22 protein-coding genes and 1 tRNA gene are annotated in these 19,680 nt (G+C 43.2%); 9 read left to right on the forward strand and 14 right to left on the reverse strand.

Going from position 1 to position 19,680, the window contains the following annotated elements; genetic code table 11:
* The first annotated feature begins 105 nt into the window (after nucleotides 1-105).
* Nucleotides 106-1,080, forward strand: coding sequence for an NAD-dependent epimerase/dehydratase family protein (locus tag LFX17_RS17740; protein ID WP_238747570.1), 975 nt, complete (start codon nucleotides 106-108; stop codon nucleotides 1,078-1,080).
* Here LFX17_RS17740 and LFX17_RS17745 read toward each other — a convergent pair.
* Together LFX17_RS17745 and LFX17_RS17750 are read right to left on the reverse strand one after the other, a co-directional pair.
* Nucleotides 1,077-1,523, reverse strand: coding sequence for a MarR family winged helix-turn-helix transcriptional regulator (locus LFX17_RS17745; protein ID WP_118954545.1), 447 nt, complete (start codon nucleotides 1,521-1,523; stop codon nucleotides 1,077-1,079). The genes LFX17_RS17740 and LFX17_RS17745 overlap by 4 nt on opposite strands.
* 38 nt (nucleotides 1,524-1,561) lie before the next feature.
* Nucleotides 1,562-2,047 carry a glutathione peroxidase gene (locus LFX17_RS17750; protein WP_118964607.1) on the reverse strand — a complete coding sequence of 162 codons (486 nt, stop codon included), beginning with the start codon at nucleotides 2,045-2,047 and terminating at the stop codon, nucleotides 1,562-1,564.
* Between the two features lie 177 nt (nucleotides 2,048-2,224).
* Here LFX17_RS17750 and LFX17_RS17755 point away from each other — a divergent pair, with 177 nt between their 5' ends.
* Nucleotides 2,225-2,980 (forward strand): type 1 glutamine amidotransferase domain-containing protein, encoded by a 756-nt coding sequence (locus LFX17_RS17755; protein ID WP_238747572.1) that lies wholly within the window; start codon nucleotides 2,225-2,227, stop codon nucleotides 2,978-2,980.
* A 47-nt stretch (nucleotides 2,981-3,027) separates the two neighbouring features.
* Complete coding sequence (locus tag LFX17_RS17760) at nucleotides 3,028-4,824, forward strand: monovalent cation:proton antiporter-2 (CPA2) family protein (protein ID WP_238747574.1); 1,797 nt, start codon at nucleotides 3,028-3,030, stop codon at nucleotides 4,822-4,824.
* Between the two features lie 317 nt (nucleotides 4,825-5,141).
* On the opposite strand, the gene LFX17_RS17765 is transcribed toward LFX17_RS17760, so the two are convergent.
* From LFX17_RS17765 to LFX17_RS17790, 6 genes are all read right to left on the reverse strand, one after another.
* Nucleotides 5,142-5,936, reverse strand: coding sequence for an LA_1326/LA_4305 family lipoprotein (locus tag LFX17_RS17765; protein ID WP_238747576.1), 795 nt, complete (start codon nucleotides 5,934-5,936; stop codon nucleotides 5,142-5,144).
* Between the two features lie 150 nt (nucleotides 5,937-6,086).
* A complete protein-coding gene (csrA, locus tag LFX17_RS17770; protein ID WP_238731422.1) occupies nucleotides 6,087-6,341 on the reverse strand; it encodes a carbon storage regulator CsrA in 255 nt (84 codons plus the stop codon).
* Nucleotides 6,342-6,794 (reverse strand): flagellar assembly protein FliW, encoded by a 453-nt coding sequence (gene fliW / locus LFX17_RS17775; RefSeq protein WP_118954539.1) that lies wholly within the window; start codon nucleotides 6,792-6,794, stop codon nucleotides 6,342-6,344.
* Between the two features lie 52 nt (nucleotides 6,795-6,846).
* On the reverse strand, nucleotides 6,847-8,112 hold the full coding sequence (locus LFX17_RS17780) for a flagellar hook-associated protein 3 (protein WP_238731649.1): 1,266 nt from the start codon (nucleotides 8,110-8,112) through the stop codon (nucleotides 6,847-6,849).
* 39 nt (nucleotides 8,113-8,151) lie between these two features.
* Entirely contained in the window at nucleotides 8,152-10,062 is a 1,911-nt protein-coding gene (gene flgK / locus LFX17_RS17785) for a flagellar hook-associated protein FlgK (RefSeq protein WP_238747578.1), read from the reverse strand.
* A 31-nt stretch (nucleotides 10,063-10,093) separates the two neighbouring features.
* A complete protein-coding gene (locus LFX17_RS17790; protein WP_238747580.1) occupies nucleotides 10,094-10,621 on the reverse strand; it encodes a flagellar protein FlgN in 528 nt (175 codons plus the stop codon).
* A gap of 361 nt (nucleotides 10,622-10,982) precedes the next feature.
* Here LFX17_RS17790 and LFX17_RS17795 point away from each other — a divergent pair, with 361 nt between their 5' ends.
* Entirely contained in the window at nucleotides 10,983-12,032 is a 1,050-nt protein-coding gene (locus LFX17_RS17795; RefSeq protein WP_238747582.1) for a M23 family metallopeptidase, read from the forward strand.
* A 73-nt stretch (nucleotides 12,033-12,105) separates the two neighbouring features.
* On the opposite strand, the gene LFX17_RS17800 is transcribed toward LFX17_RS17795, so the two are convergent.
* Together LFX17_RS17800 and LFX17_RS17805 are read right to left on the reverse strand one after the other, a co-directional pair.
* Nucleotides 12,106-12,402 carry a DUF1905 domain-containing protein gene (locus LFX17_RS17800; protein ID WP_238747584.1) on the reverse strand — a complete coding sequence of 99 codons (297 nt, stop codon included), beginning with the start codon at nucleotides 12,400-12,402 and terminating at the stop codon, nucleotides 12,106-12,108.
* A gap of 83 nt (nucleotides 12,403-12,485) precedes the next feature.
* Nucleotides 12,486-13,583 carry a hypothetical protein gene (locus LFX17_RS17805; protein ID WP_238731426.1) on the reverse strand — a complete coding sequence of 366 codons (1,098 nt, stop codon included), beginning with the start codon at nucleotides 13,581-13,583 and terminating at the stop codon, nucleotides 12,486-12,488.
* On the opposite strand from LFX17_RS17805, the gene LFX17_RS17810 reads away from it, so the two are divergent.
* Nucleotides 13,582-14,178, forward strand: coding sequence for a hypothetical protein (locus tag LFX17_RS17810; RefSeq protein ID WP_238731427.1), 597 nt, complete (start codon nucleotides 13,582-13,584; stop codon nucleotides 14,176-14,178). The genes LFX17_RS17805 and LFX17_RS17810 overlap by 2 nt on opposite strands.
* Before the next feature lie 200 nt (nucleotides 14,179-14,378).
* On the opposite strand, the gene LFX17_RS17815 is transcribed toward LFX17_RS17810, so the two are convergent.
* Together LFX17_RS17815 and rocD are read right to left on the reverse strand one after the other, a co-directional pair.
* Nucleotides 14,379-14,708, reverse strand: coding sequence for a hypothetical protein (locus tag LFX17_RS17815; protein ID WP_238731428.1), 330 nt, complete (start codon nucleotides 14,706-14,708; stop codon nucleotides 14,379-14,381).
* 29 nt (nucleotides 14,709-14,737) lie between these two features.
* The gene (rocD, locus tag LFX17_RS17820; protein WP_238747586.1) at nucleotides 14,738-15,976 is read right to left on the reverse strand and encodes an ornithine--oxo-acid transaminase; all 1,239 of its coding nucleotides are present in this window, start codon (nucleotides 15,974-15,976) and stop codon (nucleotides 14,738-14,740) included.
* 164 nt (nucleotides 15,977-16,140) lie between these two features.
* Here rocD and LFX17_RS17825 point away from each other — a divergent pair, with 164 nt between their 5' ends.
* Genes LFX17_RS17825 through LFX17_RS17835 form a run of 3 tightly spaced genes read left to right on the forward strand, consistent with a single transcriptional unit; the run spans nucleotide 16,141 to nucleotide 17,514 of the window.
* Nucleotides 16,141-16,515, forward strand: coding sequence for a TRL-like family protein (locus LFX17_RS17825; protein WP_238731430.1), 375 nt, complete (start codon nucleotides 16,141-16,143; stop codon nucleotides 16,513-16,515).
* Nucleotides 16,516-16,521: 6 nt separating this feature from the next.
* A complete protein-coding gene (locus LFX17_RS17830) occupies nucleotides 16,522-17,109 on the forward strand; it encodes a hypothetical protein (protein WP_238747588.1) in 588 nt (195 codons plus the stop codon).
* Between the two features lie 18 nt (nucleotides 17,110-17,127).
* Nucleotides 17,128-17,514, forward strand: a complete 387-nt coding sequence (locus tag LFX17_RS17835) for a DUF423 domain-containing protein (protein ID WP_238731432.1) — start codon at nucleotides 17,128-17,130, stop codon at nucleotides 17,512-17,514.
* Here the strand turns inward: LFX17_RS17835 and LFX17_RS17840 are convergent.
* Together LFX17_RS17840 and LFX17_RS17845 are read right to left on the reverse strand one after the other, a co-directional pair.
* The gene (locus tag LFX17_RS17840; RefSeq protein WP_167450730.1) at nucleotides 17,511-17,840 is read right to left on the reverse strand and encodes a hypothetical protein; all 330 of its coding nucleotides are present in this window, start codon (nucleotides 17,838-17,840) and stop codon (nucleotides 17,511-17,513) included. The genes LFX17_RS17835 and LFX17_RS17840 overlap by 4 nt on opposite strands.
* Entirely contained in the window at nucleotides 17,833-19,437 is a 1,605-nt protein-coding gene (locus LFX17_RS17845) for a carboxypeptidase M32 (protein WP_238747590.1), read from the reverse strand. Before LFX17_RS17845 ends, LFX17_RS17840 begins: the two co-directional genes overlap by 8 nt.
* 24 nt (nucleotides 19,438-19,461) lie before the next feature.
* Here LFX17_RS17845 and LFX17_RS17850 point away from each other — a divergent pair.
* Nucleotides 19,462-19,533 (forward strand) — tRNA-Gly (locus LFX17_RS17850).
* Nucleotides 19,534-19,680: the final 147 nt, after the last annotated feature.

Genomic DNA, 19,680 nt, shown 5'->3' on the forward strand with positions numbered 1-19,680 from the left:
TTTGAACAACAAGGTTGATTCTTATTTTCACTCTGTCCAGATGAAAAATCGGAACGAAATTTAAAAAATTCTTCATTATCTTTCTATCTCCTTCACGATGGCTGCATGAACGAGAAAGGAGATTCCATCCAAACGATTCTTGTCACCGGAGGAAGCGGTTCCCTCGGTTTGATCCTCGTTCCGAAACTGCTCGAACGATACAGAGTTGTTTGTATCGGAAGAAATCTTTCCTCGTATCCGGATACGATTCGGTTTCACAGGAATTTCGTATTTTATGAAATCGATCTTGAGAAGGATTCGGAAATTTCCATCGGAGAAAAACCCGACTTCATCGTTCATCTCGCCGGAAAAGTAAGCGGAGAAGCGGCGACTCTCGAAGATTACAAACGGGGAAACGAACTCGTTACTCAGAAAGTTCTTCGGTTTGCGTCCAAAAATCGAAAAACAGGAATCTTATTTTCGAGTTCCTCTTCGGTCTACGGATTTTCCGAAAAACCGGTTACGGAAACTTCTCCTTTAAAGGGTGATACGTTTTATGCGATATCGAAAATTGCATGCGAATCGATCCTTCAAAAAGGGAAGAATTCTTTCGTGATTCTCCGCATCGCTTCCGTATACGGACCCACGAATAAAAGTTTTTTGAATAAGCTGTTGAAACTATTCCGATACGGAATACGGCTTTGTTCCGGAAATCCGAACTTTAAAAAGTCGATGGTTCATTCCTCCGATGTGATCGAATGTATTCTTAGCATATTACAGAAATGGAATAAAGCTTCCGGAAAAATCTACAACGTTGCGCATCCGCACGCGTTATCGAGCGAGGACATAGAATCTCTGTTTAAGAAATCGATTCCGGGAAAATTTTTCGTTCGAGTCCGGCTTTCCGGATTGGTTTTATTTTTATTCAACTTGGCGAACTCGATTCTTGCCAAGATCACAAAGAAAAGAATCAATCTCCAATATATCCAGGAATCTTCGATCGTGGTAAGCGATTTGATTCAAAAGGATTTGGGACTGAAGTTTAAAACGGATTTTGAAGAGGGAATCGCAAGTATTCTGCGGCCGGCAAAAGAAAATTAAACTTCGTTTTTTTCGGAAAGAAGAGTCAACAAGCGATCGAGATCGTTCTTTAAATCGGTAAGACTTTTTTTATCCACGTCCAAGTTTTCCAAAAGTTTCGTCGGCACGCAGACGGCTTTGTCCTTCAGCTTCTTTCCTTTGGAGGAAAGGTAGATCTCTACGGAGCGTTCGTCTTCTTCCGAACGTTTTCGAATCACAAGTTCCGAATCTTCCATTCGTTTGAGCAGCGGGGTCAGCGTACCGGAATCGAGATATAACTTTTTTCCGATCTCCTTTACGCTGCATCCGTCCTCTTGCCAAAGAACCAATAGAACAAGGTATTGCGGATAGGTTAAGCCCAATTCTTCCAGGATCGGACGATACAAGGCCGTCACGGCTCTGGAACAAGCGTAGAGAGGAAAGCAAATCTGATTTTCTAAAAGGAGTTCTTTCGCGGAAGTCATAAAAGCAACCCGTCCTTTCTATCGGACGGGAATCGTGTTTATTTTTTTAAAAGATCCTGAATTTCTTTTTCGATCTTTTCAGGAGTCGTCATCGGAGAAAAGCGTTTGATTACGTTTCCTTGTTTATCGACTAAGAACTTTGTGAAATTCCATTTGATCGCGTTTCCGAAAAATCCTGTCGCTTTGTTTCTCAAAAACTGAAACACCGGATGAGCGTTGTCTCCGTTCACGTCGATCTTTTTGAAAATCGGAAATTCCACGCCGTAATTTCTTTGGCAGAAAGCTTTGATCGTTTCGTCCGAGCCCGGCTCCTGATGTTTGAACTGGTCGCAAGGAAATCCCAAAACCTCCAATCCGTCCGTTTTGTATTTGTTATACAGGGTTTGTAAACCCGCGTATTGCGGAGTAAAAGCACATTCACTTGCGGTGTTCACGATCAGAAGAACCTTTCCTTTGTAGTCTTCAAGCTTTTGCTCTTTGCCGCTGTTGAGAGTCGCGGTTAAATCATATAATGTCTGGCTCATTTCAATCTCCATTTAGATTGTGCACAATTTAATTTTACAAAATACAAATTCTCGATTTTAGTCAAGAAATAAATCGCGCCTCGAATCGAATTTCAACGGCTTTTATATTTTTTTTTCGTGACCGTGATCTTTCTTCTTCTGTGTTGATTTTTTAAGAGAACGGATAGAATTCTTCCTATGACCGCAAAGCACAAGATTCTCATCCCGCTCCCATCCGTTGATTTTGATCCTTCCGAAAGCGCGATTCCTTGGAAGATTCTGAAGGAGAACGGCTTTGAAGTTTTCTTTGCGACGCCGAACGGTAAACCCGGAGTTGCCGATTTTAGAATGCTCACAGGGAAAGGGCTCGGAATCTGGAAGCCGCTTTTGATCGCGCATAAAAAAGCAAGAGCCGCTTACGAAGAGATGATCGCGGATTCTAACTTTCAAAATCCTCTTTCGTATCGGGATTTAAAACCGGAGAATTTTTCGGGGTTGATTCTTCCCGGCGGACATGCCCCGGGAATGAAAGAATATCTGGAATCGAAAGAACTTCAGGATTTTGTCGGAGCATTTTTTGCCACGGGAAAACCGGTGGGCGCGATTTGTCACGGAGTGGTTTTGGCCGCTCGAAGTAAATTACCCGGAAGCAATCGTTCCATTCTTTTCGGAAAGAAGACGACCGCGCTTTTAAAATCACAAGAAATGGCCGCGTGGAATCTTACCCGATTGTGGCTCGGAAATTATTATCGGACTTATCCTCAATCCGTGGAAGAGGAAGTAAAAGCGGCGCTTCAAGATCCGAAGGATTTTCATTTCGGACCGAAACCCATTTTCCGAGACAATGATAAGAAGTTGAAACGAGGTCACGCGGTGATCGACGGAAATTACGTTTCTTCAAGATGGCCGGGAGACGCGCACTCGTTCGTAATTTCTTTTATGAAGTTGTTTTGAGGTTCATTCGGATCTCTTAGATCGTCTAAACTTTTCAAGGAAGAAGAATGCAGGATCATAATTTGCTCATTACTCTCATCGTATTTCTTTCCGCGGCCGTAATTTCGGTCCCGCTTTTTAAAAGACTCGGCTTGGGTTCCGTCGTCGGGTATTTGATCGGTGGCACGATCATCGGCCCTTGGGGAATCGGATTGATCACCGATGTTGAAAGTATTCTTCATCTTTCCGAATTCGGGGTCGTTCTTCTTTTATTTTTAATCGGACTTGAATTGAAACCGCAAAGACTTTGGGTTTTACGAAGACCGGTTTTCGGTTTGGGCGGTCTTCAAGTAGTTCTTACATCTCTCGTATTTTTTGCGGCCCTTTCCTTTTTAGGTCTCGAAAATTCACAGGCGATCGTGATCAGTATTAGCATTTCATTATCTTCCACCGCGTTTGCCCTGCAGGTTTTGGGAGAAAAGAACGAACTCAATACGGCCCACGGTAGAACTTCTTTCGCGATTCTTCTTTTTCAAGACTTAGCGGTGATTCCGATTATGGCGATTCTTCCTTTTTTGGGAGAAGCTCACACGGCTCATACTTCGCAAGGAAGCATGAAACCCATTTTGATCGCGATCGGGACGATATCCGCGGTCGTCTTAGCCGGAAGATTTTTAGCGAGACCGTTGTTCCGGCTCGTTGCGTCTACGGGGAATCACGAAATCTTTACCGCACTTTCGTTACTGATCGTGGTAGGACTTTCATTGCTGATGCACCAAGTCGGATTATCGATGGCGCTCGGTTCCTTTTTAGGCGGGGTTATCTTGGCCGATTCGGAATACAGACACGAACTCGAATCCAACCTGGAACCGTTCAAGGGTCTGCTTCTCGGTTTGTTTTTTTTGGCAGTGGGAATGTCGATCAATCTCGGTGAAGTCTTAAAAGACCCGCTTCTTGTCATTGTGCTCGCATTGGCCTTGATGTTTTTGAAGGCAGTAATCCTCTATTTTTTGGGAAGAATTTCCAGACACAGTGAAGAATCATCATTGAACCTTGCCGCTACAATTTCTCAAGGCGGAGAATTTGCGTTCGTAATTTTGGGAGTAGGCGTATCACTTTCCATTCTTCCGAGAGACAGAGCCGATTTGGTAATTGCAGTTGTCACTCTTTCCATGGGTTTAACCCCGATCCTCGGAATCGTTAAGGATAAAGCTGTAGAACTCTTATTCAAAAAAGATTCGGAACTTGAAGAGGATGAAATCGAAGAACAAAACCGCGTCATCATTGCCGGTTTCGGCAGATTCGGTCAAATCATCGCAAGGATGTTGTTCGTCCACCGAATCGGCTTTACCGCTTTGGAACACAATCCGGATCAAGTCAACGTCGCTCGCAAATTCGGTTATAAGATCTACTATGGAGACGCAGCCAAACTCAGTCTTTTGCGTTCGGCCGGAGCGGAACACGCCGATTTATTCATATTAGCGATTCAAGATATAGATGTTTCGGTAAAGGTCGCGGAGCTTGTTAAAAAACACTTTCCGAACCTGACCATCATTGCAAGAGCTCGGAACCGGGAACACGTTTTCAAACTGATGGAACTTGGAATCAAGATCATCCGCAGGGATACCTTCGCCTCCGCGCTCGAGTTAGCTGGAGAAACTTTAAGTAAACTCGGCTTTTTGGATTCGGAAGTGGAGCAAAAAGTCAGAAAATTCCGAGCTCACGATGAACTGACCCTCAAAGGACAGTTCCAAATTCGAGACGATGAAAAGGAGTTTATCAAGTTCTCAAAGAACTCGATGCGTCAATTAGAAGCCGCTTTCGAAGCCGATCGGCAAGAGAAGGAAGGAAAGGCAGCGAGCTAACGCTCTTTGCTTTTTATAAAGTGCTACAAATCACTCTTTTTGATAAAAAAAACGTCAAATCGAATACGACGTACTCAATAAATTATTACGAGTTGAAACTCGATATGTCGATTCGAGCAAAAATCTAACAGCACGAATCGTTTTTCTCTGTCTTTTAGATCCAGTCCAGAGGATATGTTCATTATAGGAAACTTTTCCGCCCCGAACTTCCCATAGAGTTTGGGGGTGGAGAAATCCAATTCTCTTCACTATTCTCTCCGGAGTGGCTCTTCGCAGAGCCGCTCCGATTTTTTGAGGATTTCCTTTTTTCAAGACGATTATAGAGATTTTAAGATTTCTTCCCGCTTCTTCTTGTATTCTTCTTCGGAAATTAATTTCTTATCGAGAAGGTTTTTTAATTCGATCAGACGTTTCTCTACATCTTTCGAAGGAGTTTCTTTCTTTTCTTCTTTAAATTCTATATCCTTCGAAGGATTCGAATTCGTTTTTAATACGACGTGAAATTTCTTCTCATCACCAAGCTCATCCTTATAATAAGACAATGTTCCGATTGCGGAATCGGGAATGAAAATTTCCAAAGAAGATTTCGGTTTTGATTCCGATAGAGAATAGTTCGACCAATCTTGAAACGTATAAGGAGTTTGAAAGTCTATGAACTGATTCAATTCATAAAATAGAAACTGAATCGATTCTGAAGTCGGATACAATAGAAAGACGGTTCGTCGTATTCTTCTTCCCGGATTGATCGGATCTTCTTTCTTTAAAATCCAAAGCTGATACACATGTCGAGGCGAAGCTTCGAATTTATCGAAAGAACGTTGTGCAATTTCCAAACTCAATTCTTTCGGAAAAATCCGCAAAGCGGTATCGTTTACCAAGGAATCGTTTCGATTCCCCATTTGAAATAACGCATCGGAGATTAGATTTTTAAAATTTTGCCTTTGTTCATTTTTGAGATAAGACGCGTTACGATCCAACCAAGCAGGCGTGTTTTGGTCATTCTCAAAAGAATAAAACGCGATTGAATCGGAGGAATAGTTGAGTTCTTTGCGAATTCCCGCAAAGCACGACACGAATAAAAAGGAAAAAATAAGGATCCTGAAACGAGTCATAGAAAAACCAAATATTAATTTCGATTCACATTGGAAGAATCAAACCGCTTTCAGCCTAATCTTAGACTTCAAGTCTTTTCCGATGAGATCGTTTGTCGGAACAATTAAGAAATAATTCTTTTCAAAGCGAAGATTTCTGAAGTACGGCGTTTACTCTTTTTTCTTGGTGTCCTTTTTCTTGAGAATGTTTCCGATCTTACCGAGATCTTCCGGTTTGATCTTGGCTCCGGCGGCTTTTTTATTCTCTTCTTGAATGTCTTTATAAACTTCGGCTCTGTGAACGGAGACGTTTCTCGGAGCCTTAACTCCGATCTTTACCTGATCTCCTTTGATATCGACGATGACGATTTCAATGTCGTCGCCGATCATGATCGATTCGTTGGTCCGCCTTGCAAGAACCAGCACTTATCCCATCTCCACTGCGGCCGATTCGAGAATTTTTTCCCGAACCGAATGAGATTCGTTTCTTGAAATGAATTGTTTTCCTAAAAGCGTTTCCTTATTGATTAGAATCGGTCCCTGCATGTTCGCTGTCATCAAAGAAGGATCCTCACCGGGAATCGTTACGATCACCAATGTTAGGCTTTCTTTTACTTCGGCGATTCCGATTCCTTGCAATTCCTGCTCGGGGATCAACGGTTTGTATTCCTTTTTAAACAGAGAAGGGGGAATCACCACGAATGCTAGATCCACTTCTTCCACCGATTGCAGCCATTTAAAAACGGATTCCTCTTCCTCTTCGATGAGTGCGAATTGTTTGTAATCCTCAAATCCGAGCAAACCGTCCGGAAACGATAGAATTTGTTTTTCGGATATTTGCATTTTTCCGAACGGCTTTGTCTGAATCTCGATTCCCATTTTGTATCTTTACCTTCGAAATTTCCTATACGAACGTTTTATCGATCGGTTTTTATCTCAGAAAATCCATCAATGTCGGTTTAATAATTTTCGATCCTACGTTCAATGCGTATTGATGGACCGTTTCCAACCATTTCATATTCATAATGGTTTCCGGAAAATCCACTCCTTCGTTTTTGGAAAGAAGTTCGGTCATATAAGACTTATCGAAATCGACACGTTGCGCGTGTTCTTCCATTCGATTCATTCTCGCGCCTACGATCGCGCGGTAACGAAGAATGTTTTCCATCGCCAGATCCAAATCCTGAAGATCTCGTCCCGAAATTCTTTCCTGATCTTTTTGGATCAGGTCGTTTCTAAACTGGATCATTACGTCGAAAACGGAAAGGCCGGTCACCGTCGCCGACTTGGAATAGTTGTTCGGCGGTTCCGAAGTTGCGGAATCAACCAGTCCGATATCTCTTAGGATCGTTCCGCCTTCCACGTCTTCCATCCAGATCTGATGCGGCGCGGTGGAACTTAAACTGATGTTATCCTGAGCAAGTTTGTTTGCCTTTACTTCCAACGGAGAATTGTTGATCTTATCGATGATATCGTCGATCGTATCTCCCGCCGAAACGTGAATTTCCACGCCGTCGATTTTGAATTTCTGATCGGAGGAAGCGATATAACCGGAGTTATCGACTTTGCTCGTGATACTCATGTTTGTTCCCCAGAAAACCTTGTTTCCGGGAATCGTTACGGGAATGTATTCTCCCTTTTCGATCTCCCTGAGCTGTTCTCCTATATCGCCGCGATATTCGACTCCGATGTATTGATTCTTCAATTCGATTCCTTGAAGACCTTTGATCTTGGATTCGATCGGTTCGAAAGGAGGCCTTTCGATCACGTGTCCGCCGAATAAAGGACGACCGGTCGCATCTCTTGTGTTTGCGATGTCGACTAACGCTCTTAAAATTTCGTCGATTTCTTTACCGATCGCGACTTCGAGTTCGAAACCTTTGTCTCCTTGATATATACCGTTGGAAGCCTGAACCGCTAGGACTCTCGCTCTTTGAAACAAGGAACCGATCCGATCGAGTTCTCCATCGATCTGCTGAAGACGGGAATTCCCGTCGTCGATATTTCTTTGGAACGTATCCAGTTCGTTCAACCGGGAACGAAAAAACATCTGATTCGTCGCACGGCCCGGTTCGTCGGAAGGAAGACGAATTCTTTGTCCCGTAGAAAGCTGGTTTTGCGTCTCGTCCATCTGAAGCTGATGTCTGTTTAAATTATGAACCAGACTGTTGTTCTGCATCATGTTCGTAATGCGCATCATAAAATTCTCTCCTTACCCGCGGAAATTTTCGCGAGATTAAGCTCCCAATCGATTGATGATCGTATCGAGAATCTCGTTCATCGTATTGATCATTTTTGCGGATGCGTTGTAAGAATGCTGAAACTGGACCATGTTCGCCATTTCTTCGTCCAAGTTCACGCCCATGACCGATTGTCTCATGTTTTCAAGTTCGCTCATAAGATCGTTTTGAATCCCGAATTCCTGCTTCGCTTCTCTTGCTTCCGTTCCCAGCTTGGAAATCAACGTGTTATAGAAATCATCCGTCGTTTTGGAATAATCGACCATCACAGGGCTGTTTCTCAAAGCGGAAGCGACCATCAAAGCGTTGCGCCCGTCTTTATGACCTCCCGGAGAATTGTAATCTCCCGTGCCGCCCACATCCTTACCGCGAGCCGCGGCGATGTTTGCAACGTTATTCGCAATCGAATCCGCAACTCTAAAATGGGAAGAAGGATGAAAGTGCGGAGTAAGAGTAATATCTTCGGAACGAGCCTGAAGTTTGTTGATCTCGCCGAGACGTTTGTAGTCGTACGCGCCCGCCGGACCGGAGGCCATCAAGATCCCCGTCATCCCTACAAGAAGATCTCCCGAGTCTTCTATATGTCTGAGAATAAAATTCTTATTCGGATGATCGTCGGCGACGGTAGCTTTTAGCGCCAATTGATTGTCGTGGTTCATATACGCGACGACGCCGGAGCGAGACGCATTGATCTTCTTAATGATTCCGTTTAACGTGTCGTTTGTCGAATACGGAATCAGAACGGGCGCTTCTTTAGAATCGGATTGATTAAACGTAATCGTTCCGTTGATTCCGATCGGATGATCCGGATCGATCGTGTTTTTACCGGTCACTCGAAAGATCGCGGTAACGTCGTTCTGACCGTCTCCGTTCGAATCATATTCTCCAAAGGTGTTGATCGACAACGAACGAATATTAAAGAAAGCTTGATTCGTGTTTCCGTTGATTCCGAAACCGTCTTTGTGGATTTCATTCACGGCATCCATCACGTTGATGGAGAGAGAATCCACTTGATCGATCTTTTCGCGAATGATCTTGTCGCGAACTTCGATCAATCCTTGCAATCTTCCTTTTCTGAGAAGAACCGGATCCCCCGTTGCGGACCAATAAAGATCCAAAAGTCCGTCCTTGGAAGGATTCCCGAGAATATCGATCTTGTTCGCTTTGTTTCCTTGAACCAAAATCTGCTGACCGATAAAGACCATCAATTCGTCTTCGTCGGAGCGGCCGATCGTAACATCCACTAAGGAAGAAAGTTCCTGTAAAAGAGCGTCTCGTTTGTCGTAGAGATCGTTCGGTCGATCTCCGAGCGCCTCGGATTTCCCGATTCTTTCGTTCAACGTACGGATGTTTTCGGCGATCGTATTCATGTGATACGCTTTCGTCTCGATTTCGCGATTGGCTTGATCTCTCAATTGTGCGAGCTTGCGATAAACGTCCTCGGTTCTACTTCCGAGTCCGTTCGCTTTTTCCAGAACGACGGAACGATGCGCGTTGTCTTCGGGATAATTGGCAAGATCCTCCCAAGAAGACCAGAATTTATCCATCAACGTTCTAAGCGTGGTTCCGTTCGGCTCGTTAAAGACGGTTTCCAGTTGATATAAATATTCGTTACGGGCCGCCCAATAATCCTTATTCCCCGAAGTCTCGATGATACGATCGTCGATAAAGTTGTCTCGGATTCTTTCGATCGATGCGATTTCGACGCCTTGTCCGATTTGACCGGGAAGGTTGGCGCGGTTCAGAGAAGGATCATACAATGGATCCATCGCGGTCATAGTGACTCTCTGTCTCGCATAATGCTTGTTATCCGCATTGGAAATATTATGACCCGTTGTTTGAAGCGCTTGCTGGTGTGCGGTCAAGCCTCGCTTTCCGATTTCAAGTCCTGAAAATGTGGATCCCATGGCTTCCTCCTATTACGAAATATAAGATCGATTACGCCGAAGCGTTGAGCATCAAAGCTTGTCTCTTAGGCTGTTTTCGTTCGGGGTTTTTTCCCGAACCGTACGTATTTACGCCGGATTCCATCGCCTTTTCCTTCATCACATCGATCGTTCTGGAAAGAATTTCCTGGCGGGTAAGAATCAGCTTTTCGTTCGATTTGATTTTTTCTTTTAAACGATGAAGAACGGACTTTAAGGACGAGCCGTATTCTTTTAAACGGAAATTGGAATCGCGGTCCAGTCGGTTTAAAAAATCGGACAACGTAGGAGCACCGCTTTCGGGAAGCGCAAAATTTTTGGACCGGTAGATTTCTTCGATCGAATTCATGCGAACGCGTTCGATCTCGGCGGCCATCACGAGCAGCTCGTATGTCTTTTTAGTAATCGTTTCGAGAGACTTGCCGTCGGCTTGAACGACTGCGGCCGATTTTTGAGTCTCCAATTCCAGAACGTTCGAATAGAGATTGATCTCGTCCTGGAAAAGTTTCGTAAGCTGCTCCAACCATTCCTCTTGTTTCATCTGTGTTATCCGATCCCTGCTATCAAGAATCGGAAGAATCGGAAATTTGCTTAGGTAATTTTCAAAGAAAATGGAGAATTCGATTTTTTTGACAGTCTCCCGATTTCGGGAGAATAAGACATAAGAACCTGTCCCAAAACAGGGACAGAACCTTGCAGCTGATCTTTCTGGTAAAGTAAAATTAGGTTTTGGGACACGCTGTAAGAGAAATAAGCTTCCGGCGAAAGAACAGCCGCAAAAAATCAGTCCGATTTACTGAGACGACTTTGTTGTCGAATTGAGAAAAAATCGGAAAGACAATAAATTTCCAAAACGATTTTGATTGTACGTCCGATCTTCCCGAAAAACATAACAGGATCCAATGCAAAAATATCTTCGAGTTTTTTACCTTCTTCTTTTCCTAACCTCATTTTTAAAAACGGAATCGGTTCTTTCAAAAGACAAATCCGAATCGAAACAAAAGGACGTAAAACTTGCTTCGACCATACCTGCGATTTCCAAAAAAGAAAAAGAACCCAAGGAAAAACCGAAAAAGAACGTAAAAAAAGAGGATCGAGAATCGGAAATCATAAAAAAGAAGGAGCCTCTCTTTTCTTTTTCGATTCAAACCAGGAAGTTTTCCCAAGGAGAACTTCTATTCATGAAACTAACTCCCGAAAAAACGATTCTTTCCAAATTGGATCGAATCAAAATTCTCTGGGAGAAAAAGGAAATTCCGTACTCCCTACGGGACGGCGTACTTTACGCTTGGATTCCCGTATCACCCGAATTTGATAAGAAAAGCGGAATATTAGAAATTCAAGATAAGAATCTATTCCGCAAAAACGATTATAAAGAATACGAAATCCCCGTTCACAAAACGAACTTTTCCGAAACGAAAGTTTCCTCTTTGACGATGGATAAAAAATACACTTCTCAGGAACTTCCGCAGGAAACTTTGGATTTTATCGCGGAATGTTCCAAAGCCAAGGCTGAAGCGTTTCAATCCAAAACCGATTTACAAATCGTTTCCGATTTCGTTTATCCCGTGCAGGAAGTTCACTTTACGAGTCCGTTTTATAAAAGAAGAGTTTATAACAAAATCAAAGGAAAAGCGCACGGCGGTGTCGATTTTAAAGGCGGAGTCGGAACTCCGATCTTTGCGATCAACGACGGAACCGTAATTTTATCCAGACCGATGTATTACGAGGGGAATTTCACCGTAATCGATCACGGCTTGGAAGTTTATTCTTTGTATATGCATCAATCCGAATTGAACGTAAAAGTCGGTGATAAAGTGAAGAAAGGCGACCAAATCGGCAAAGTGGGTTCCACGGGAATGTCGACCGGACCTCATTTGCACTTAGGCTTACGGGTTCAAGGAACGATGGTGGACCCGCTTTCCGTAATCGGCTTTAAACTTTTTGAATAAACGATCGCGACTTCAAAAAGCGTAATTCGATTCCAATTGAACGTGCGCTCTTTGAATTACCTTTTTGATGAAGTCAGAATTCAATCGTGACGGAAGCTTTAATCTTTTGATTGGGTAGGATTTCTTCTTTTTTACGTATATCCGCTTTGAGAGGTAAAACGTATTTGGGAGAATCCTTCTCCGGAAAGATCGACGTTTTCCATTTCGTATCGCCGATCTCGGCTAAAACGGGGATCATACCCCAGGAAGTTCCTTGAACTAAGGATCGAACTTCTTTAGAAGCGGCGGAAGTTAAGGTCAAAAAATGCCAGCCGCCTTTTCCGGGATAAACCCAGACTTCGGCCGAAAAACGGATCGTAACCGAGTTCAAAGTCGGACTCGACTTTATTTCAGTTTGAATTTTGAAATTCCGTTTTGCGGTCATAAATAAGAATATTCAGATATACGAATGTTTTATTCTCGCTTGAAACTCTGGAGAATTTTTTCGACGGCCTCTTCGTGCGGTCTTCCTTTGACTAAACTTTCCGAAATATGAAATAAAAACGAATCGGGAAGTTTGTCTCCGGATGCGATAAAGAATCCGGTCTTAGCGTAGCGAGGTCTGAGATTATCATAGTAAGTCCAAAAGACTCCATCCATTCTCTTTTCGAAATTTTCCTCGCCGAGTTCATGAACTTCGACCATTTCGCCTTGATTGATCGCGAGCTCCAAAAATTTAGAAAATTCCGGTTTGACTTTGTCGATTTCCAAAAACGGCTCGGGAAAATAAAAGATTCGGATGGACGGATAACGATTCGGATCGGTTTCACTGGAGGAGATGATTCCTGCGATTTGACCGGTTCCGGTCTGATCCTTCAAGGTGAGATTTTTCGGATTGTGAAAATAGAAATCTTCGGGCAGGGAAAATCGAACTTGAATATCAGAATTTCTTAATGTTCTCGATTCGGAATCGTAGCTCCAGTTCGTAAGTTCTTTCTGTTCCCAAGTCGGTTTAAAAAGAAGATAGGACGTCAGAATCTCTGCCTGTTGCAGAGCCTTAAAACTGAGAAGCCCTCCCGTCAAAACCATCAATCCGAGCAAAGCGATTCTGTAAAATACGCTACTGTCTAGAAAACGGAGAACAAAACCCACTCCGCAGTAAACCGCGATAAAAATGATGCCGGAACGATTGGAATAAAATTCCGTAAAGAATAACAATAAGATGCAGGAAACAAAGACGCCCGCTTCTACGATAGGGTTCAAAAGAATCCGGATCGCGTCGTATGTCGTCGTCGAATCCGGACCGATCCTGTACTTTTTAACCGATTCTTCCTTAAGAAGTTTTCCGAAAGCGAACGAGATCAGAAAGAAAAAACCTGTGGCAACCGCGTAAGCGCCTAATACCAAAATCAAAATAAAAAAAACGGGAAGATGACTTTCGTGCAGGATCAGAAAGGAAACTCCGATCATCGAATAAACCAGATAAAGCTTCTGTATAAAGGAAAGTTCTTGCAGTTTCTTTAGGAAGAATTGGAGTTTCTTCCAGCCAGGAATTTTTTGGAGCCATTTCATGAGTCAGATTACCGGATTTTTTTCAGATCTGAAAACGAGTTTTGACAGCCTATCTCAGTCTATCCAATCATTTCTTGATACGATCGGAGTAATTACTTCTTTTTTAAAGATCCTTTTTTCCATCGTTCCGTTGGACCTATTTTTAGTTTTGATCTTTTCGTTGGTGCTTGTCTTTTTATTCAACACGATCTCTCCGAGTACGAGCCGATTGAACTATACCTTAGGGGTTTTGATCGTATCGACGATTCGATCTTTCTTTCACCAATCTCTTTCTCAAACCTGGAATCTAGGACCGGTTTTGTTAACCGCCTTCTATCTTTTGATTCCGGCTTATTCGATTTTTCTTCTTCGTTTCGGATTAGGATATTTTCATAAACTCTATCAGCGCAAACGCGCACTCGACCCGAAGAATTTTGAAACCGCACTCGGAGAAATCCAAAAATCATTTCACGGCTTTATGGCAAAAAGTTATGGAGAACTTCATTCCGCGGATGCGAATAATTCTTTGAATAAAAGCGAGTTAAAAGAGTCGTTGGAGAATTTGGAAAAAGCCGTGCAAGGTTTAAAGCGACTTCTCGAAACGAAACCAGAATAAATCCGAGCTCGACTGATTGCAACCGAATCGCTCTTTCGATGCCGATAGGATCAGCGGGAAGGAAATGGGACAAACGGAATGATACGCTCGGAAAAGGTGAAATGCTTTTGCAAGAACAGTTTCCATCAAATGGTTTGTCGGAACAATTTTATAAAGTAATAAAATAGAATTGTAAGGTTGAACGAAGTTACCGCAAAAGCTCACTCGACCGGTTTAAAAAGATCCTTCACTGCGTCCTTAGCTTTGGATTGATTGAAATCTTCGCGATCGATCAAGATCAGATCGAGACCCTCCTTTTCAAGACGATTGAGAATTTTCGCGATCTCTGAAGGTGATTTGGAGTTCGTAGCTAAATAACGAAACTTCGTTTTGCATTCCGGACATGAACTATCCTTCGTATAATTCAAACCGAGGTGCTTGCAGTTTCCGCAAGTTCCATACAGGTCGTCGATCAACAATAACCGGGAAGAAACTTCGGAAACGCTTAACTTATTCCAAACACGGATGTATTTTTTATCGTCGGCTTGCATGACTTCCTTTGGATACTTCGATTTTCTTCTTAGTCAAGACAAAACCGAACCGCTTCGTCGATAATATCGCAGGCGGAATTTATTTCGTCGTGTTGGATAACGAGAGGAGGAGCGAATCGAATCGTATGATCGTGCGTTGTCTTTGCAAGAAGCCCTAATTTCAGAAGTTGATTGCACACGTCTTTCGCCGCCGACTTTCCGTTCTTTTCCTTGAATTGAATCGCGTTCAACAAACCTTTTCCGCGCACCGCTTCGATCGCATTTTCGTATTTGGATTTCAGACGATCCATTCTCTTGCGGAAGACTTCCCCCATTTGAAAAGAATTTTCTGGCATTTTTTCTTCGATCAAAACTTGAACCGCACGTTTTGCAACGGCGCATGCGAGCGGATTTCCTCCGTAAGTGGAACCGTGTTCTCCCGGTCGAATCGTCAACATCACTTCGTCACTGGACAAAACTCCGGATACGGGAAGAATTCCGCCGGACAACGCTTTTCCCAAAACGAGAATGTCCGGCTTTACGTTTTCATAATCCGCCGCGAGAAGTTTTCCCGTTCTTCCTAAACCGGTTTGCACTTCGTCAAGAATTAACAATGCCCCCGCTTCGTTGCAAAGACGTTTGCTTTCCGCGAGATAACCTTCGTTCGGAACGATGATTCCCGCTTCTCCCTGAATCGGCTCGACCATAAAGCCCGCGACATTCTCATCTTGCAAAGCGAGTTTCAACGCATTCAAATCGTTAAACGGAATGATTTCAAAGCCGGGAACAAACGGACCGAATCCTCTCGTGCTCAAAGGATCGGTGGACGCAGAAATTGCTCCGATGCTTCTTCCCCAAAAATTCCCGGAAGCGAAAAGAATCTTCGCTTTGTTTTCAGGAATTCCTTTTACTTTATAACCCCACTTTCTGCAAAGTTTCACCGAGGTTTCGGCGGCTTCGACGCCGGTGTTCATGGGAAGAAGCCTTTGATAACCGAGTAAGTTCGTTAGATATTCCTCATATTCTCCGAGTTGAGAATTATAGAAGGCTCTCGATGTCAGAGTGAGTTTTTGAGATTGTTCGATCAAAGTCCGAACGATTTCAGGATGACAATGTCCTTGATTGACCGCCGAATACGCGGATAAAAAATCAAAATAGCGTTTTCCTTCGACGTCGTATAAATAAATTCTTTCGCCTCGCTCCAATACGACGGGCAACGGTTCGTAATTCGAAGCTCCGAAATTATTTTCCAATCGAATGTAATAGGATGAATCCTTAACGAGAGACATACTTCCTATTGAAGAACAAGATTCGACCGATACAAGGAAATTTTTATCCAGTATTGAAACAGGATTTTTTTCTTTCTAAAAACGATTCTCGATTCTTTTCCCTTGACTTTTACTTTTTACGAAATCAAATTCTCGGAAAGTTTCGGAGCGTTCAGGAATATACAATGAAGATTTCATCGATAAGAATTTATCTCATCCTTTTCGTTACATTTATTACAATCGGGAATTGTATTTACACGAATGTAAAAACCCCCGGCTGGTTCTATTCACAAAGTTATACGGACGTCCGCGGAATGGAACCTGTTGGAAAACTTTCGGGACAATCCTGCGGAGAAAGTTGGCTTTGGCTCGTTTATACGGGCGACGAAAGTTACGAAGCCGCCGTTCAAAACGCGATTCAGGATAAAGCGGATCTTCTCTTCGACGTTCAAACGGATTATTACATCAAATCGATATTCTTTAATCTCTATTTTTATAAATGCACGCGGGTCACGGGAATCGGCGTAAAACTTCCTCAAAGATTGATGAAGAAAGAGTAAAAAGAAATGGGCCTTCGTCTTAAAATTCTCGCCTTATTTTTATTAGGCGCGATTTTGCTTTTAAACTGCGCTCTTCCGATCGGAAGCCGTAGAACGCTCGTAAAACGGAATCCGATGCCTTATCCCACGGAGCCCGTTTTGTCCGTCGAAAATCAGGTTTCGATTGCGGGAACGTATTTCAGAGATCCGTCGATTCATTACGGAAATGCGTCCACAAGGCTGCGTTTGTTCGGATTCGATGGATTCATCCATTCCACTTCTTCTCTTCCGCATAAGGATATGTTTCACGGCTCTCTCGACGATTGGGATTGGTCCAAACATAGAATCATTCGTTTCGAAGGACAAAGTCAAGGTTGTCAAAGAGGGGTTACTTTGATTCTTCCTTTGAGACAAGGTGAACGGGAAGCCTTGGTGCCGGTCTCTTTCGTTTTCGGCAAGACGAGTTTTTATGACGAACTCAAACAAGAGATGGAAAAGAACAGGATCAAAGCTATGTTCGATTCAAGATTGGACATCGAGCAAACCGCGTATCTATTCTTCTTAATCCAAAAAAGATGCATTCGTTTTCGAAGTTATGCTATTCAGGAATTTTAACGGAATTTCATTGAGTCTATGATAGGAAAACAAAAAACGATTCTCATCCTTTCCGCTTTATCCGGATTTTTAGGAGTTGCGTTAGGCGCCTTTGGTGCTCACGCCCTCAAATCCTTTTTAAGCGCACAAATGCTCGTCATCTACGAAACCGGAAACCGTTATCACTTGATTCATAGCATTCCTCCTTTGCTTTTAGCTTTAACCGGATATGCCAGTACGAACCGACTTGCTTGGATTTCCTCGATTTTATTTTTAACGGGAATTCTTATCTTCTCCGGTTCTTTATACATATTGGCGATCACGGAAGTTCGGATTTTAGGAGCGATCACTCCGATCGGAGGCGTTTCCTTTTTGGCGGCGTGGGCCCTTCTCGGATTTTCCGCGTTTACGAAGAAGAACGACTAACGTTTCGTTCCATAATAAAATTTGCCTTTTTTCTCGATCAGTTTTCGCGTAATCAAACCTTCCGCGATGATCAAAAGTCCCTGGACTGCGGATTCTTTTTTGGAAGTTTCCGCGTCCTTTTGTTCGGTCATCAACTGATGAACATATTGTCTTCGATTGTTTTCCAAGACTCCGAGCATAGAGCCGCAAACCTTGCTGTCTCCGATCAAAAAAGCCAACGCTAGGGTTTGTGGAGGCGTTTCGTTGCAAAGATAATAGAGCGCGAGATTGTCAAAGTAAGAAAGTTCTTCAAACGACTTTACCGTGAGTTCTTCTTTTTCATCCATGTTTAATCGATTCCAATTCGACAAGCTTTTGTTCGAGATATTTTACGAGATGGGAAGAATCCGGATCGGAACCGGTCGCTGATCGAACAAGATCCTCCGCGGATTCGTATTTTCCCTTCCAATGGACATTTTTCCTCAGCCAATTGAGGAGAGAAGAAAAGTCTTGGTCCTTCCTTACTTCCGCCGCAAAATTCGGATTCTCTTTGGAGAACGCTTGAAAGAGCTGGGCAGAATAAATATTTCCGAGCGTGTAAGTCGGAAAGTAACCAAAGGCGCCGCCGCTCCAATGAACGTCCTGCAAAACTCCTTCGCGATCGGAAGGAACGTCGATTCCGAATAAATCCTTCATCTTGGAATTCCATATCTCCGGCAGCTCCGCAACTTGTATCTTACAGTTGATGAGTTCCCTTTCAATTTCAAAACGGAGAATGATATGAAGATTGTACGTGATCTGATCCGCTTCCACTCGAATCAAAGACGGGGAAGATTGATTGATATACGAAAAAAGTTTCGAGAAATTCAGTTCGTTTTCTTGGACGTTTAAAGTCTTGAGAAGAATCGGATAATACATCTCCCAGAATTCTTTCGATCTTCCCACTTGATTTTCCCATAGTCTGCTCTGTGATTCGTGAATTCCCAAGGAAACGGAATCGTGCAACGGAGAAGGACCGCCCTCGATTTCGGATATTCCCGCTTCGTAGAGAGAATGCCCGGTTTCATGCAAAATACTGAATATAGAGGAAAGGGGATCTTTCAGATCGTAACGAGTCGTGATCCGTTTGTCCTTACCCCCGAGCGAAGTTGAAAACGGATGCTCGCTCGGGTCGAGACGCGAAATTTTCGTAGACAATCCTAAAATCGAAGGTAGGATTTCTCCGAGTTGTTTTTGAAGAAAGATCGGAATCTCCCTCGGAAACGGATTTGAGAATTTCTTTCCTCTTGCGACCAAAGGTTTTAAGGAATTCTTTAGATTAAAAAATAACTTTTCTAAGTTCGCAGCTCTTTCGCCGGGTTCATAACCTTCCAGCAAAGCGTCATACGCTTCCGTTTGATAACCGTAACACTCGGCTTGTTTTCTGCTGAGTTCCACGATCTTGGAAAGAATCGGAGCGAAATCCGCAAATCGATTCTCCTTTCTTGCTTTAGCCCAAACCGCGTGAGCCTTGCTTGTGGTTACGGAAAATTCCTCCACAAGTTCTTGTGAAAGACGTCGGGAACGATCGAGATCCTTGAACAAGATTTCGAATTCAACCTTACGTTCCTTTTGGCCTGGAAGATTCTTTTGCTCGTTTTCGTTTCTTGCCTTATCAGCAAGTTTGTAAAAACTTTCACCCGCATATTTCGAATGAATCAATCCGGAAAGAAGGCCAATCTGCGATCCTCTCTCGGCTCTTCCTTCCTCGGGTAGCGTGATCTCTGAATCCCAGTGAAGGACGCTTAGAATATTTCTGAGCGTGGAGATCTCTTGATAAACGGATCTGTATTCCGCAAAAGATTTTAGTTCGGTCCGAATCGATTCGGGAAAAAGGTTCTCGTACTCTTTCATCTCAGTGGATAGTAAAAAATCTTCTTTTAGATTGACAAGTACCCTACCCACAAAAAAATGATTTTTGCACGATAAGCGGGCATGGTGTAATGGCTAGCACTGTAGCCTTCCAAGCTTCCAGTGAGGGTTCGAGTCCCTCTGCCCGCACATCTTTCCTTTTCTTAAATCAATACAACGAACATACTGGAAGAACGACTCGAACGCAAGCTTTGGTAAAGCGTTTCAAGCAACCTAAACACGACCCATAGGGAGTGTTTCTGAGTTTGGGAGCGAAGAAACGCTTCCGAGGAACAG

The sequence above is a fragment of the Leptospira sanjuanensis genome, assembly GCF_022267375.1.
GTDB lineage: Bacteria > Spirochaetota > Leptospiria > Leptospirales > Leptospiraceae > Leptospira > Leptospira sanjuanensis.

Coding starts and splice junctions, on each gene's coding strand:
- LFX17_RS17740 (WP_238747570.1), top strand. CDS start 106: ATGAACGAGAAAGGAGATTCCATCCAAACGATTCTTGTCACCGGAGGA.
- LFX17_RS17745 (WP_118954545.1), bottom strand. CDS start 1,523: ATGACTTCCGCGAAAGAACTCCTTTTAGAAAATCAGATTTGCTTTCCT.
- LFX17_RS17750 (WP_118964607.1), bottom strand. CDS start 2,047: ATGAGCCAGACATTATATGATTTAACCGCGACTCTCAACAGCGGCAAA.
- LFX17_RS17755 (WP_238747572.1), top strand. CDS start 2,225: ATGACCGCAAAGCACAAGATTCTCATCCCGCTCCCATCCGTTGATTTT.
- LFX17_RS17760 (WP_238747574.1), top strand. CDS start 3,028: ATGCAGGATCATAATTTGCTCATTACTCTCATCGTATTTCTTTCCGCG.
- LFX17_RS17765 (WP_238747576.1), bottom strand. CDS start 5,936: ATGACTCGTTTCAGGATCCTTATTTTTTCCTTTTTATTCGTGTCGTGC.
- fliW (WP_118954539.1), bottom strand. CDS start 6,794: ATGGGAATCGAGATTCAGACAAAGCCGTTCGGAAAAATGCAAATATCC.
- LFX17_RS17780 (WP_238731649.1), bottom strand. CDS start 8,112: ATGCGCATTACGAACATGATGCAGAACAACAGTCTGGTTCATAATTTA.
- flgK (WP_238747578.1), bottom strand. CDS start 10,062: ATGGGATCCACATTTTCAGGACTTGAAATCGGAAAGCGAGGCTTGACC.
- LFX17_RS17790 (WP_238747580.1), bottom strand. CDS start 10,621: ATGAAACAAGAGGAATGGTTGGAGCAGCTTACGAAACTTTTCCAGGAC.
- LFX17_RS17795 (WP_238747582.1), top strand. CDS start 10,983: ATGCAAAAATATCTTCGAGTTTTTTACCTTCTTCTTTTCCTAACCTCA.
- LFX17_RS17810 (WP_238731427.1), top strand. CDS start 13,582: ATGAGTCAGATTACCGGATTTTTTTCAGATCTGAAAACGAGTTTTGAC.
- LFX17_RS17805 (WP_238731426.1), bottom strand. CDS start 13,583: ATGAAATGGCTCCAAAAAATTCCTGGCTGGAAGAAACTCCAATTCTTC.
- LFX17_RS17815 (WP_238731428.1), bottom strand. CDS start 14,708: ATGCAAGCCGACGATAAAAAATACATCCGTGTTTGGAATAAGTTAAGC.
- rocD (WP_238747586.1), bottom strand. CDS start 15,976: ATGTCTCTCGTTAAGGATTCATCCTATTACATTCGATTGGAAAATAAT.
- LFX17_RS17825 (WP_238731430.1), top strand. CDS start 16,141: ATGAAGATTTCATCGATAAGAATTTATCTCATCCTTTTCGTTACATTT.
- LFX17_RS17830 (WP_238747588.1), top strand. CDS start 16,522: ATGGGCCTTCGTCTTAAAATTCTCGCCTTATTTTTATTAGGCGCGATT.
- LFX17_RS17835 (WP_238731432.1), top strand. CDS start 17,128: ATGATAGGAAAACAAAAAACGATTCTCATCCTTTCCGCTTTATCCGGA.
- LFX17_RS17840 (WP_167450730.1), bottom strand. CDS start 17,840: ATGGATGAAAAAGAAGAACTCACGGTAAAGTCGTTTGAAGAACTTTCT.